The organism is Nostoc sp. FACHB-280 (assembly GCF_014697615.1).
Classification (GTDB): domain Bacteria; phylum Cyanobacteriota; class Cyanobacteriia; order Cyanobacteriales; family Nostocaceae; genus Nostoc_B.
In genome coordinates, this window is sequence record NZ_JACJSD010000003.1 from 56,499 (window position 1) to 70,453 (window position 13,955).

Genomic DNA, 13,955 nt, shown 5'->3' on the forward strand with positions numbered 1-13,955 from the left:
TTCAGGAATCAGGAATCAGAATTCAGAATAGTTAGTAACTCTTTGTCTCGCATGTCTATACAATAGGACTACTACAGATTTTTGCTTTAAGTCTAATGAATTCTGATTCTTCCTCATCGCTGATTATTGACGAACAGATATTTTCTCATTTACCTGTGTTACCGCAAGAAGTAATTGCAGGTTTAGCGGTGTCTGCGGGAGGTCATTATCTGGATACAACTGTCGGTGGTGGTGGCCACAGTCGGTTGATTTTACAAGCTTCACCGGATGTACAGTTAACGGCTATTGACCAAGATGAGGATGCTTTAGCCGCAGCAAAGAAAGAATTAGCGGAGTTTGGCGATCGCGTAGAATTTATTCAAAGTAACTTTGCAGCTTATTCTTTTCCCTCAGCTACTTTTAATGGTATTCTCGCCGATTTGGGAGTAAGTTCTTATCAGTTAGATACTCCCGCACGGGGTTTTAGCTTTCGCAACACTGCAAGTTTAGATATGCGGATGAATCAACAAGCTTCCCTAACTGCGGCGGATGTAATTAATGAGTGGGAGGAAGCGGAACTTGCAGATATTTTCTTTAAATACGGTGAAGAAAGATTATCTCGACGTATAGCTAGACGCATTGTCGAACGCCGTCCCTTTGATACAACAACAGCATTAGCGGAAGCGATCGCCTCTGCTGTTCCTCCCAAATACCGTTATGGTAGAATTCACCCAGCAACCCGCGCCTTTCAAGCTTTGCGAATTGTGGTCAATGATGAGTTAAAGTCTTTAGAAACTTTTTTAGCAAACGCGCCGAATGCCCTGGTTCCTGGTGGGAGAATTGCGGTAATTAGTTTTCATAGTTTAGAAGACCGCTTAGTTAAGCATGGTTTACGCAATTCTCCACTGTTGCGAGTAATCACCAAAAAGCCAATCACTGCACAAGAGTTAGAGATTAGTAATAACCCGCGATCGCGTTCTGCCAAACTGAGAATAGCAGAAAGAGTTAACTGAATATTCAAGCATAATTAAAATAAAAACAGAGTTAGGAACAATGCACATCCTCTCCCTGCAATATCCTGATGACTTACTTATTACTTCTGGTAAATCACCCCAAGCTTTAGAAGCAGAACTCACGTTTTTGCTTGCTGTTAAATTATTTGAGTTACGAAGACTCTCACTCGGTAAAGCAGCGGCTTTTTGCAATATGAACAAACCCCAGTTTATGTACGAACTAGGACGTTTACAAGTTCCTGTGATTAACCTTGATGATGACCAAATCGCTGACGAATTGAGCGATGACTAACTCTGCCATTGTTGCTGAGTTTCTACTCAGCACTCAGCACTCAGCACTTTTAATATCATTAAAATTTATCTCTCCTTTCATAACGGCGGCGATAGAGTAACTCTAACTGTCCACCATACTCTTGAATGCGTGCTAGTTGACGCTGGTAGAGTCCTCGGAAGGTGTTTGCAAACAACAGGGTAAAAATAGCCACGACTAATCCTGATGCGGTGGATACCAAAGCTTCACTAATCCCCGCAGTGACACCTACTGTTTTTGTACTACCTACATCACCAATATTTAGCGAAGCAAAGGAAGTAATTAAGCCTAAAACTGTACCCAACAAACCTAATAATGGTGCAAGACCAATGATTGTATCAAAAATGTTTTGAAAGCGTTTGAGTAAGGGTATTTCGGCTTGTGCTTCACTTTCTAGCGCCAAACGAAACTCTTCTGGTGTTGGTTCTTCTAATTCTAAAGCGGCGAGAAAAATTCGGGCGATGGGTAAATCTGTATTTTGCTGTAATTTGTTTAAAGCACCAACTACATTATCTGAACGATAAAGCTTGAGTACTTCTTTGACAACAGGATTTTGGCGATTGGTAATTTTAATCCAAAAGAAAATACGTTCAAGAATCAAAGCCACTGCTAACAGAGAGAACCCCAGCAGCGGCCACATCACTACGCCACCAGCCGCGAATAAATTGCTAATTTGCATTTTCGTCAAGAGTCAATTGTCAATTTTTCATTGTCAATTGTCACTGGTCATTTGTCATTAGTTTGCTTTTTTATAATTAAGCCGAACGACTAGAAGTCGCGGCTACAAGAACAACGCCTGCCTAGCCTATCGGCAACAGCAAAGCCGAACCCAGGCTATTTGCATATATTAGTCCGCGTAGGCGGACTTCGTTTGTGTAGCCCCAGACTTCCAGTCTGAGGGGCATTTTGCTGGGGGGTTAGGTTTTTGATTACTGAATCGATGCTCTACTTTAGTGCATTGTTGTTGCTACATCTACACCATCACTTTTGAGTATTCCATCTTCCATATAAATGATGCGATCGGCAATATCTAAAATCCGGTTGTCATGGGTAACTAGCAAAATTGTACAGCCTTGTTCTTTAGCGAGTTTCTGCATTAATTCCACAACATCGCGTCCAGATTTTTTATCGAGTGCGGCTGTTGGTTCGTCTGCTAAGACAATTTTAGGATGACTGACTAAGGCACGAGCGATCGCTACCCGTTGTTTTTGTCCACCGGAAAGTTTCTCTGGGTAATAGTTTACACGTTCGCCTAAGCCAACTGTTTCTAGCATAGCGATCGCTTTGGCATCCATATTTTCATTCAGGTATTCATCATGCAATTCTAAAGACATACGGACATTCTCTCTGGCTGTGAGAAAGGTCATCAAGTTATGCGCCTGAAAAATATAGCCAATTTGACGACGTAGCACTGTTAATTTGCGTTTACTCGCACCACAAATTTCTTGTCCTAAAATTTTTAAACTGCCTTCTTGGGCAGATCGTAGCCCCCCTAATAATGTTAACAAAGTGGTTTTACCGGAACCAGAGGGGCCAGTCATAATTACAATTTCACCAGCATTAATCTCTAAATTAATATCAAATAAAACCTGTTTTTTTAAACTACCTTCCCCAAAGTAATGGTTTAATTGATGAACGGTAATTACAGGTTCTAAATTACCCAGTGAGTCGGAGGAATTTACAGGCAGAGATTCTTGTAACATAAAATTTGGATGGTTAGAAAATATCAGCAGGGTCAGCAGCACTGAGTTTACGCATCGCGATCGCACCTGAGCCTGTACACATAATTAACGTCAAAACAAATACATTAATAGCCCGTTGCGAACTCATCACGATAGGCAGCATAGTGGCAGCATAGGTAAGTTTGTATAGGCCAATAGATAGAAAAAATGCTGGCAGAAAGCCTAAAATAGCCAGAAATAATGCTTCTTGGAACAACACTACTAACAAATAGCGATCTGTATAACCCATTGCTTTTAAAGTTGCATATTCTGGCAAATGGTCGGAAACATCGGAATAAAGAATTTGGTAAACAATGACGATACCAACAATAAAACCAACTCCTACACCTAACCCAAAAATAAAGCCAATTCCTGTACCACTAGACCAGTAGGCTTTTTCAATTTGGGCAAATTCTTCTGGAGTCAGGACAACAACATCTTTGGGTAATCCTGCAATCAGTTGCGCTTGTAATTTTTTTGGATCTGCGTCTGGTTTGAGAGCAATTAACCCAACTTCAATACTCTCTGCTTTGCGTTGGGGAAAAATTTGTAAAAAGGTAGAGTCACTGGCAATCACATTACCATCAGCAGCGAAAGACGCACCATTACTAAACACACCCTTGACGCTGACATTTTTACTGTTCAATTCCGTTTCAAACTTGCCAGTTTTCTGAAAAATCTCCCCTACAGCGCCATATTCTGGACGACCTGCTTGGTCGAACAGCACTTGATTCAATTGTTTAATTTGGTCTAGGTTGTTTTGAATTTCGGGAAAATTAAAAACAGATTTCGCTGGATCAATCCCCCAAACTAAAATGGCACGTTCTAATCGGGTGTCGGGATTGCGCCATTGTCCAGTGCCAATATAAACTGGGCTTACCGACTGCACACCCTCATAACCTAATGTTTGGTACAGTCGCTCTCTGGAAAAGCTTTTAACAGAGAACAGGGTTTGAAATTGGGGATTAATTAATACCAAATCTGCTTGTAAACTGCGATGTGGTTTGATAGCCGCATCAAATAATGCTCCTTCAAACCCCATCTGAATAAATATCAGCATATCGGCAAAGGTAATACCTGCGACTGCTACTAAGAGGCGAGTTCTTTCTTTTAATAATTGTCGCCATGCTAATGGCGTTTTGAGAAATAGTTTCATATTGGTTATTTGTCATTTGTTATTTGTCATTGGTGTAACTTTCCCCCACTCCCTACTCCCTAAATTTCAATGGCTGTTTGCACTTGCAAGTTTGTCAAACCTGCAACTTTTTTACTATCTTCAGGATTGAGGCGAATTTTGACTTCTATAACTCGGCTATCTAAGTTTTCTCCGGGTTCGTTGCTAAATACGTTTTGGCGGTTGACTTGTAAGCCAACATAGTAAACTTCACCGCGCAGTTCGCCGTTAAATGCTGGACTGGTGACTGTGGCTGTTTGTCCGAGTTTGACTTTGCCGATGTCTGTTTGATAAACTTCGGCAACTGCAATCATTTGTTCGGTTTGCGCTAAGTCTGCAATGCCCTTGTCACTCATTTTTTCACCCACTCTGGTGTGAATCTTGAGGATTTGTCCAGTCATTGGCGCTCTAATATAAGCTGCTTGTAGGTCAGTCTGGGCGCGTTTGAGTGCGGCGATCGCATTTTCTACTTCCATTCTGGCGGCTTGCACATCCACAGGACGGACTTCGGCAATACTGGTGAGTGTGGCTTTGGCTTCGGTAACTTGTTTGTTCCCAGTGGCGTTAATCCGCGCTAAAGAAACTTTCGCTTCTGCTAGTTGTCTGCTGGCGGTGGAGTTAATTCGCCCTAAAACTGCTTTGGCTTCGTCTAGTTGTTGTTTGCTTGTTTCAACAATCAAGCGTTTACTGTCAAAGGCAGAGTTAGAAATTGCGCCTTCGGTATACAGTTTTTGATAACGTTCATATTCAGCTTGGGCGTTGCGGAGTTCTGCTTCCAGTTTCCGAATGCTGGCGGCTTGGGCGATTCGATCGCCTTCCCATTGCGCTTCAATCCGGGCGATCGCTTCCCGTTGTCCGATAAAATCTCCTACAGATTGAGCCTGTAAACGCTCGACGTTGGCTCTTTGTGCTTGAATTTCCCCAGCTTTTGCACCTGCTTTAACTTGATCCAGTCTGGCTTGGGCGACACGCACTTGTTTCTCTGCTTGGAGTACGGCAGTTTCTAAGCGATCGCGCGAATCTAAAATGGCGATGATCTGTCCAGGTTTGACAATATCACCTTCTTGCACCCGAATTTCCTGGAGGCGATCGCCATCCAAAACTAAGGGCGCAGATAAGCTAATCACTTCTGCTTCTGGTTCGAGTCTGGCTAAAGCTGAAACCTTTGGTACTGAGGCGGTTACAGTCGTCGGTTCTTGAGAAGCTGTGCGTCCAATTAACCCAAATTGCGAAACACCATAAACCACAATTCCCCCAGTAATAGCCGTAGCCCCAATCACTAAACCCAATAATTTTTTATTGGCAGATTTCAATAGTAGATTTTGTCCCATATTCCCCTCTAGAAATTCAAATTGCTAATTCTGAATTGTGCTGTTTTGTTGCAAATAAGCTGTCAACATTTTCCCCAGCAACGTACATTGCTCTACAAAATCAATAGTTTCATCTCCACATAATTTCTCCAAAATTAATCCATTTACAAAGCTCAAGACAAAAGAAGCTAAAACCTGATCTTGAACTCCCAAAAAACTACAAGCAGCTTGTTGATAGCGTTGATTAGCACGTTTAAAAACACTGCTTTGATGTCGCAGTTTCTCTGAGTCTTGATGTTGACAAAAATCAACCCAAACAAATGTCCACTTAATAAAGTAATCCTCGTTTTTTACTAGATATTTCCCTAAAGCTGTCATTGCTTCTGACAGAGTTTCTTTACCTTCTAGTTCTGCCAAAGCCGCACTCACATCTTGCTGTGAAATTTCCTCTACTAATTGTTCAAATAAGGCTTCTTTACTAGAAAAGTAGTGATACAAAGTCCCTGTCGAAACCCCCATTTCTTGAGCAATCTGCCGCATAGTCACCGAGCCATAACCTTTTTGAGCAAATAAATCAAAGCATTTGCTGAGAAGTTCTTTCCGGTATTGGTCATGGTCAACAATTTTGGGCATAAGTCAAATGATTGTGGATTTGGGATGTAAATCTGGGGGCGATCAGTTTTTATATCGAACGTTCGTTATTTATAAATCACTACGTAAGAACATGCTTACACAAGGCATTAATGAAAACATAGGCTACACAGAAAAAAGTGAAATCCGTTGGTCTGATGTAGTGTGGTTTAACTATGAATAGGTTTTGAATACAGGCAACTTGCTAATTCACAGCAGTCTATTAGCAGTAAATGTTCAATTTACACTTATATACACTTCTTAATGTAGGCTTTACTGTTGGCGATGTCAAGCAGAATCACATTCGCATTTAGGGTGCTTATTTTATGTCTTATTTTCTCTGACAAAGTTCTGAGCAGAAAGCCTTCGAGCAACGCCAGCTCGCTCAAGCAACTGACTCGACTTTAAGCTTTGTCAGTACAAAGGACTAATGACTGTTTGATTCCATTATTTGGTTTAACTGTTGTACAAAAGCTTTATGCTCAGGAGAACTCAGGCCTGTCTGTAATACAGTTAATACCTGCTGCATATCACCTGCTAACAATGCCGACCTATCTAACCACAAGCCTGGAAAGACTTGGCTTTGAAATATCCCAGCTTGATTCGGTTGCAGATTCACATATTCTCCTGCTTCCAAACAGAACCAATCAATCTGCTGGTCAAAGACTTGCCAGACAATATACTCTTTAATGCCATTGCGCCGATAAGCACGCTTTTTGTCACCTAAATCAACTGTGGCACTACTGGCGGCAATTTCGGCAATTAATTCTGGTGCGCCTTCTATATAACCATCCTGGCTAAAACGAGATTGTCCCCCAGCTTGAGCATCAATCAATAACAGCGCATCGGGTTGGGGTTCATTGTCTAAATCAAGGCGCACAGTCGGGTTATCACCGAGGCGTACTCCTGGGGTTGCAATTTTGTAATTCCATAACCAGCCCATTAAGTCGGCGTGGGGTTCAGCATGGGGTTCAAAACGCAGAGGTGAAGCCATGTAGACAGTTCCTTCAATTAATTCAGCTTTTTTTAACTTAGGCATGGCATTGTAACGCCGTTCAAATTCAAAGCGAGTCAAGCGATCGCCATTTTCTAAGGGAGGAACTGTCAAACGTAGAACCATAATTATGGCCGCAACCTTTATTTTTATCCTAATTAATACCCTTTCACCCCCACACCCAATCCCTGACAGGTGTAGGTTTTTTACGTTATGCTCCAAAAACCTTGATTTAGGGTGTAAGGGTGTAAGGGTGTATGTATCTAAAACTCCTACACCCCATACCCTTTCACCCCTAAACCCGACCTCCACAGACAATCTTGGTGCGTAAGTCCTATATATCTAGGCAGTCACTTCTTCTGGCTGTTGCTTTGTTTGCAAGGATGCGTAAAGACGATTCAACGCATTAACATAAGCTTGCGCGGATGCTACTATGATGTCTGTGTTGGCTGCATGACCAGAAAATACTCTTGATTCGTAGCGCAAGCGAATAGTGACTTCGCCTATGGCATCAATACCAGCGGTTACTGACTGCACAGAAAATTCAATTAACTGATTAGGTACGTTGACAACGCGGTTAATTGCTTTGTAAACTGCATCAACTGGCCCAGTACCAATAGCGGCATCAGTTAATTCTTCGCCATCTGGGGTGCGGAGGGTGACTGTAGCTGTGGGACGAGCATTACTACCGCAGGAAACTTGCACCAATTCTACTTTAAACAAATCGGGTGCTTGTTGAATTTCATCATTGACGATTGCTTCCAAGTCCCAATCAGAAATTTCTTTCTTTTTATCAGCAACCTCTTTAAACCGCACAAAGGCTTTGTTTAATTCGGTTTCGGATAACTCAAAGCCCAATTCTTTTAAGCGGGTGCGGAAAGCATTTCTACCGGAATGTTTGCCCAAGACAATTTGATTGTCTGTTAAACCAATCAATTGGGCATCCATAATTTCGTAGGTGAGTTTATTTTTTAATACCCCATCTTGATGGATACCAGATTCATGGGCAAAGGCATTTGCGCCGACAATTGCTTTATTGGGTTGTACTAGCATTCCTGTCAGACTTGAAACTTGACGGGATGTTTTGTAAATTTGTCGGGTGTCAATATTTGTTAATGGTTCTTCGGAATCAACGTGTCTACCTAAGAAGGGATTGAAATATTGACGGCGGACGTGCAGCGCCATGACTAATTCTTCTAAGGCGGCATTTCCGGCACGTTCTCCAATGCCATTAATAGTGCATTCTAATTGCCTTGCGCCATTTTTGACTGCTTCTAAAAAGTTAGCAACGGCTAAACCTAAGTCGTTATGACCATGAACGGAGATAATTGCTTGATCAATGTTGGGGACATTTTCTTTAATGCCCTTAATTAATGCCCCAAATTCGCTGGGAGTTGTGTAACCCACAGTATCAGGAATATTAACTGTAGTGGCCCCAGCCGCGATCGCCCGTTCTAATACTTGATACAAAAACTCTGGATCAGAACGCCCTGCATCTTCCGGCGAAAATTCCACATCATCTGTAAAAGTCTTAGCATAAGCGACCATTTCTTCCGCGATCGCCACTACTTCTGGTCGCGTTTTTTTCAATTTGTATTGCAAGTGAATATCAGAAGTTGCAATAAATGTATGAATTCTCCCCTTCGCCGCCCCTTTGATGGCTTCGGCGGCTGTTTTAATATCGTCGTGTCTGGCTCTAGCTAAACTACAAATAATCGGGCCATCTTCTGTCCCTACAGTTTGAGCAATTTTACTGACTGCTTCAAAATCTCCTGGACTTGCAAAGGCAAAACCAGCTTCAATCACATCTACGCCTAAACGGGCTAGTTGTTTAGCGATCGCCAGCTTTTCATCTATATTCAGCGTCGCACCTGGGCATTGTTCACCATCTCGGAGTGTCGTATCAAAAATGATAATTCGCTCTGGTTTATTCATCTTTTTGGTTTTTTGTTTAGGTGTAGTTCTTTTATTTTAAATATTTGTAACCTTAGTTGTTTCGCTCTTATTTTTGTAAATAATTATTGCTAAGGTACTTGACCATCCACTTTTTCTATTTGGTCTCTAATATCATTCAAATCTATATATCTGTCCGTAGCATTACGCAGCTCTCTGGCAATCATTCCTTCTGTAGACACTACTGTAATATGTGTATTTTTAGATCGTAATAGTTCAATAGCTCGTTCAAAATCACCATCACCACTAAATAAAACTACCCGATCGTACTGGTCTACAGTATTAAACATATCTACGACAATTTCTATATCTAAATTTGCTTTTTGGGAATAGCGACCGGAAGTATCATCATAGTATTCTTTGAGAATTTTCGTTCGGACTGTGTAACCTAGACTGATGAGAGCATCTCGGAAACCTCGTTGATCTTGCGGGTCTTTTAAGCCCGTGTACCAAAAAGCATTAATTAAAGTCGTCTCTGATTGCTCATGTTTGAAATATTCTAATACTCGCCGAGGGTCAAAAAACCAGCCATTTTTTTGTTGAGCATAGAACATATTATTTCCGTCTACAAAAATAGACAGACGATTCATAGGGGAACCCATAAAAATTTACACCTAAAATATAGCAATGAATTTAGATTGAACAATAGATTATAGCAACTCTTAAATCATAAATTTGCTAATAGCTGGGAACGAGTTCCCCATGTATAGCCTTTATCTTACCTCTTGCAAAGCATAAATTTGACGCAAACATCAACCCAAGCTGCTGGGTGTGGGATAGTTTAACCTCTAACACTATATAAATATGTCCTATGATCAAAATCTACCAATAAAGTTGACTGAGTAACAGCATTCTTAGTGATATAAGTGTCAATTTTACTCCTAAAGAGGTAAGGCATCGGTCTGAAAGGAGGATATTGGCTAATGCTCATATATACATACAGTTGAGTTAAGTAAAGTTATCTGTTCAGGCAAATGTAGAAACGAGAGGAAACTGGGAATCAAAGGAGAGATTTCAAGTATATTAATCCACATATCGGTTTTCCTGTTAACAAAATCAGAGGCGTTTTGGCAAATGTAACCCGGACACAATCAGCTGGAGTCATTTCACAAATCAAGCTTACTGGATAATAATTTATAGGAGGCTCACATCGCATCTTGAGAGGTAAAAATCTTGCTGCTATGCAATGCAGAATCAGAATATCCTGACAACAGGAGATGTTTAACTCAGGAGTGGAACCTCAGAAATAAACAATTAATTGTCTATCTCTGACACCTTTATATCCTTACACCATGAAATCAAGTTTCAGCGACAAATTTGCCACAACCTCAGCTTGTGCGGAGGGTATTGCCTGGCTTGGACTCCAGTAAATAAACAATCAATGCTCAAACTTACTCAGTAAATAACTCAGGCTGTCTTAGAGTTGAAAGCCTTTCCCATTTAGATTTGTCAAAATTTCCAGAGCCAGAGAAGATAGATTACAAATGTATAAGATTTTCATTGAAGTTTTATTTCAATATGTTTTTAGTAGAAATGAGACTAAATAAATCAAGTTGTCTGTAAACCAATTATTAACACGATATGGCAGAAGAACCTATATCTACCTTCAGTAAAAAAAATGTATCTACTGCCAATACAACTTCAGGCAAACCCACAAAAGTAACTCTGACAGCATCACAGTCTAAACTTGTGAGTCGCTTGAGTCATTTTTTCGTGGCTGTATCCACAATGGGGTCAGCATTGCTGACTACTTCTGGCGTGGGTTGGGTGAATTTGATGGAGAGTCAGATAGTTTCAGCGTTTTTTCAGCTGCGGGGTGTGATAACACCACCAGCCGATATCGTGATTTTGGCAATTGACGACCAGTCAATTTCAGTTCCCGAACAGTACTATAATTCAGACCCACACCAGTATGCCTACCTAGAACCACTGAAATCTTTTCCATTTAAACGGGCTGCTTATGCTCAAATTATCGAAAAATTAGTCAAAGCTGGGGCGCGGGCTGTGGCCGTTGATGTAGTATTTGACACACCCAGCAGTTATGGCAGTGAGGACGATCGCCAACTGCAAGCTGTCTTAAAAAAATATGGCAGCAAAGTGACTTTAGCCGCACTGTATGAGAGTTTTGAGAGCCATCAGGGTACTTTTACACAATTGACTCTACCGCAAGAAATGTTTCAAGTTGGTGGAGTAACAGTTGGTTCTGTGAATTTTCCCTTAGAAGCAGATGGCAAAGTTCATAAATTAGCCAGTGAATTTCCCAAGTTGTTAGCTGCTAATGGGATGTTAATGGAGAAAGCGCCATCTTTTGATGAAGCAGTTTTAAGCGCAGCCAAAATTAAATATCCGCAGCCAAAAGGCGATCGCTTATATTTTTGGGGGTCAGCCGGAACATTTGAGCAAATTCCCCTGTGGTATGTTCTCGACCCACCAAATTGGAATAATTATTTGCAGCAAGGTAGAGTTTTTCAAGACAAAATTGTTTTGATTGGCTCTACAGATAAACTCAACAATGATTATCATCCGGTAGCGGCGGTGAATCCACCAGAGAGGATGGCGGGAGTCGAAATTCATGCCAATGCGATCGCTACTTTAATGCAGAATAAAGCGATCGCCCCAGCAATTTCTAGTTCAGTACTGCAAGGATTGTTTGTGCTGGTTTTAGTTGGCGCTACCGTCTACGTTGCCAATAGAACTAAGAGCAATATGAAACGCTTTGTGATAAGTTTAGCCGCAGCTGGCATTTGGGGAGGAATTAGCTATGTGTGCTTTATACACGGTCAGTTAATTTTTCCCACTGCCATTCCAATGATAGCGATCACGTTCAACGGATTGTCTTATCTGGGAATAGAAGTTGCTAGAGAAAAATTGCGAACCCGTCAATTAGTCACAATCTTTCAGAAATATAAAACATCTCCCGTTGTTCAAGAAATTATCAGCCAACAAAACGACTTACAAGACTTACTCCAGAAAAGGGATTTAGCCGTATCTGGCAGAATCCTCGCCGGACGCTACAAAATTGTCAAAGTTCTCGGTTCTGGTGGATTTAGCGAAACCTACATCGCTGAAGATATGCACCGTCCTGGTTATCCACGCTGTGTAGTCAAGCAACTTAAACCAGCCAACACCCAAGCAAAAAGTTTAGAACTTGCCAGACGTTTATTTCATTCCGAAGCCGAAACCCTCGAAAAATTGGGGACTCATCCGCAAATTCCCCAACTCTTGGCTTATTTTGAACAAGATGATGAATTTTATTTAGTTCAGGAATATGTCATAGGTCATTCCTTGATTAAAGAACTACCATCCGGTCAAGGTTTAAGAGAAACTCAAGTCAGAGAAATTATCAAGGAACTATTACAAATCTTAGTCTTTGTTCACGACAATGGTGTGATTCATCGAGATATTAAACCCAGTAATGTCATGCGCCGCCAAACAGATAACAAACTCGTCTTAATTGACTTTGGTGCAGTCAAAGAAGTCTCAGTTCCAAAACTAGAAAATTCCGAACAAGCGCCTTTTACAATTGGTATTGGGACAAGAGGCTATGCACCTAACGAACAATGTTTTGGTCGTCCGCAGTACAGTAGTGATATATATGCGATCGGGATGATTGGGATTCGCGCCTTAACCGGAATTGCTCCCCATGATATGAATAGAAATGAGGATGGCGAATGGCAATGGAAAAATCAGGCAGTTGTCAGCGATGGCTTCGCTGAGATTTTAAAAAAAATGGTACTTGATGATTTTAAACAACGCTATCAATCAGCATCCGAAGTGTTAGCTGTACTTGATAAATTACAAATTTATCCAGATACGAATCTTTCACCACAAAATGATAATTCAAACTTACCTACTATACCTTGGTTGGGAGATTAAGCAGGAAATTTGTAAATTTCAAAAACCAATATTTTAACCAACAGCATAATCAGTAAACTGACGCATATAAGGCGAATGAAAACCTAAAACAATATCTTGCTTCGGCACACCCAATTCTACTAAATCAGCAGCGATATCGTCTTCTGTACTATTCCATTGCAGCCAAATCTTTTCATTTTTAATATCTAAATGTATGACAGGGCCATAAACACGTCTTCGATTTCGCCAACCAACATAAAAAAGCTGATAATGGTCGTGTTCAGTATCAAAAATCAGTTGTACTTCTACATTATCTTCCTCTAAATCTCGCGCTGCATATTCTTTGAGTAATCTTTGGATATACTCTCGATAGATATCTAGCTTTGCCATAGCACAACCTCTTCTTTTTCGTCATCAAAAATCAATAAATTGACTTGACTACGTTGAATGACTGCCTGCACAAATGGCTGTGTCAAAAACTCATCATAAATGAGCCACGGTACCGCTAAGTATAAAACTTGTTCATAGCCAAAGTCAGTTAAAGCATAACGGTAGTTAATATACTGCCCTATAGCTAAATGGAATTCAGCCATCGCAGAAGCACCCAAAAAACTTTTGACTTCAACTGCAATTTTCTGCCCATTGCGTTCAGCTTCAACCAGTTTTTCTGCTCCCAAGTCTATATTTAGTTGTAGAATTAATCCGAATGCGGAGAGGATCATGTGTAATTAGCCACCCGTCTTTTTGCAGGGCTATTTTAACTGCATCATGAAATTTATCTTTCGCTGACATTCTATGCTAATTGTTGCTTTTAAGGGTATTTTAGCAAAGACCCATAGCATTAATATTTAATTGAAAAAAAGTATAAAGGCGGGTGCGGGAATTGAACCCGCTAGTCCCCGGAGATGGTGGAGACGTTAACCGATAACCCTAAATTCTTCGTCCGAAAGGGCAAGTTGCGAACAAGGGATAACCCGCCGAGAAGTGTGAAGTATGAAGTATGAAATTTTATACTT

General features: G+C 40.9%; 12 protein-coding genes and 1 pseudogene. 3 read left to right on the plus strand and 10 right to left on the minus strand.

Annotation, left to right across the window (positions count from 1 at the left end; translation table 11 throughout):
- Positions 1-95: 95 nt before the first annotated feature.
- Both rsmH and H6G75_RS03110 read left to right on the plus strand, forming a co-directional pair.
- Positions 96-992, plus strand: coding sequence for a 16S rRNA (cytosine(1402)-N(4))-methyltransferase RsmH (gene rsmH, locus H6G75_RS03105; protein WP_190978535.1), 897 nt, complete (start codon positions 96-98; stop codon positions 990-992).
- Positions 993-1,032: 40 nt separating this feature from the next.
- Complete coding sequence (locus H6G75_RS03110) at positions 1,033-1,284, plus strand: UPF0175 family protein (protein ID WP_062294983.1); 252 nt, start codon at positions 1,033-1,035, stop codon at positions 1,282-1,284.
- Between the two features lie 58 nt (positions 1,285-1,342).
- Here the strand turns inward: H6G75_RS03110 and H6G75_RS03115 are convergent, their stop codons facing one another.
- The 8 genes from H6G75_RS03115 to H6G75_RS03150 all read right to left on the minus strand — a co-directional run bounded on the left by H6G75_RS03115 (position 1,343) and on the right by H6G75_RS03150 (position 9,686).
- On the minus strand, positions 1,343-1,981 hold the full coding sequence (locus H6G75_RS03115) for a MotA/TolQ/ExbB proton channel family protein (protein ID WP_190978654.1): 639 nt from the start codon (positions 1,979-1,981) through the stop codon (positions 1,343-1,345).
- Positions 1,982-2,252: 271 nt separating this feature from the next.
- Entirely contained in the window at positions 2,253-3,005 is a 753-nt protein-coding gene (locus H6G75_RS03120; RefSeq protein WP_190978536.1) for a DevA family ABC transporter ATP-binding protein, read from the minus strand.
- 13 nt (positions 3,006-3,018) lie between these two features.
- Positions 3,019-4,179 (minus strand): ABC transporter permease DevC, encoded by a 1,161-nt coding sequence (devC, locus tag H6G75_RS03125; RefSeq protein ID WP_190978537.1) that lies wholly within the window; start codon positions 4,177-4,179, stop codon positions 3,019-3,021.
- A gap of 59 nt (positions 4,180-4,238) precedes the next feature.
- Positions 4,239-5,528: an ABC exporter membrane fusion protein gene (locus H6G75_RS03130; RefSeq protein WP_190978538.1), complete on the minus strand. Its 1,290-nt coding sequence runs from the start codon at positions 5,526-5,528 to the stop codon at positions 4,239-4,241.
- Positions 5,529-5,552: 24 nt separating this feature from the next.
- On the minus strand, positions 5,553-6,140 hold the full coding sequence (locus H6G75_RS03135; protein WP_190978539.1) for a TetR/AcrR family transcriptional regulator: 588 nt from the start codon (positions 6,138-6,140) through the stop codon (positions 5,553-5,555).
- 424 nt (positions 6,141-6,564) lie between these two features.
- The gene (locus tag H6G75_RS03140; RefSeq protein WP_190978540.1) at positions 6,565-7,257 is read right to left on the minus strand and encodes a Uma2 family endonuclease; all 693 of its coding nucleotides are present in this window, start codon (positions 7,255-7,257) and stop codon (positions 6,565-6,567) included.
- 216 nt (positions 7,258-7,473) lie between these two features.
- Positions 7,474-9,066, minus strand: coding sequence for a 2-isopropylmalate synthase (locus H6G75_RS03145; protein WP_190978541.1), 1,593 nt, complete (start codon positions 9,064-9,066; stop codon positions 7,474-7,476).
- An 89-nt stretch (positions 9,067-9,155) separates the two neighbouring features.
- A complete protein-coding gene (locus H6G75_RS03150) occupies positions 9,156-9,686 on the minus strand; it encodes an NYN domain-containing protein (RefSeq protein WP_015114631.1) in 531 nt (176 codons plus the stop codon).
- A 979-nt stretch (positions 9,687-10,665) separates the two neighbouring features.
- Between H6G75_RS03150 and H6G75_RS03155 the strand changes: the two genes are divergently transcribed.
- Positions 10,666-12,960, plus strand: a complete 2,295-nt coding sequence (locus tag H6G75_RS03155; protein WP_190978542.1) for a CHASE2 domain-containing serine/threonine-protein kinase — start codon at positions 10,666-10,668, stop codon at positions 12,958-12,960.
- Positions 12,961-12,993: 33 nt separating this feature from the next.
- On the opposite strand, the gene H6G75_RS03160 is transcribed toward H6G75_RS03155, so the two are convergent.
- The gene (locus H6G75_RS03160) at positions 12,994-13,329 is read right to left on the minus strand and encodes a XisI protein (protein WP_190978543.1); all 336 of its coding nucleotides are present in this window, start codon (positions 13,327-13,329) and stop codon (positions 12,994-12,996) included.
- A pseudogene (locus H6G75_RS03165) lies at positions 13,317-13,731 on the minus strand (XisH family protein). The gene H6G75_RS03160 and the pseudogene H6G75_RS03165 overlap by 13 nt, the downstream one beginning before the upstream one ends.
- Between the last annotated feature and the right edge of the window lie 224 nt (positions 13,732-13,955).

What these genes read in the sequence shown, in the direction of transcription:
- H6G75_RS03135 (WP_190978539.1), bottom strand. Translation starts at nt 6,140, where the DNA reads ATGCCCAAAATTGTTGACCATGACCAATACCGGAAAGAACTTCTCAGC.
- H6G75_RS03115 (WP_190978654.1), bottom strand. Translation starts at nt 1,981, where the DNA reads ATGCAAATTAGCAATTTATTCGCGGCTGGTGGCGTAGTGATGTGGCCG.
- H6G75_RS03160 (WP_190978543.1), bottom strand. Translation starts at nt 13,329, where the DNA reads ATGGCAAAGCTAGATATCTATCGAGAGTATATCCAAAGATTACTCAAA.
- devC (WP_190978537.1), bottom strand. Translation starts at nt 4,179, where the DNA reads ATGAAACTATTTCTCAAAACGCCATTAGCATGGCGACAATTATTAAAA.
- H6G75_RS03145 (WP_190978541.1), bottom strand. Translation starts at nt 9,066, where the DNA reads ATGAATAAACCAGAGCGAATTATCATTTTTGATACGACACTCCGAGAT.
- H6G75_RS03140 (WP_190978540.1), bottom strand. Translation starts at nt 7,257, where the DNA reads ATGGTTCTACGTTTGACAGTTCCTCCCTTAGAAAATGGCGATCGCTTG.
- rsmH (WP_190978535.1), top strand. Translation starts at nt 96, where the DNA reads ATGAATTCTGATTCTTCCTCATCGCTGATTATTGACGAACAGATATTT.
- H6G75_RS03130 (WP_190978538.1), bottom strand. Translation starts at nt 5,528, where the DNA reads ATGGGACAAAATCTACTATTGAAATCTGCCAATAAAAAATTATTGGGT.
- H6G75_RS03150 (WP_015114631.1), bottom strand. Translation starts at nt 9,686, where the DNA reads ATGGGTTCCCCTATGAATCGTCTGTCTATTTTTGTAGACGGAAATAAT.
- H6G75_RS03120 (WP_190978536.1), bottom strand. Translation starts at nt 3,005, where the DNA reads ATGTTACAAGAATCTCTGCCTGTAAATTCCTCCGACTCACTGGGTAAT.
- H6G75_RS03155 (WP_190978542.1), top strand. Translation starts at nt 10,666, where the DNA reads ATGGCAGAAGAACCTATATCTACCTTCAGTAAAAAAAATGTATCTACT.
- H6G75_RS03110 (WP_062294983.1), top strand. Translation starts at nt 1,033, where the DNA reads ATGCACATCCTCTCCCTGCAATATCCTGATGACTTACTTATTACTTCT.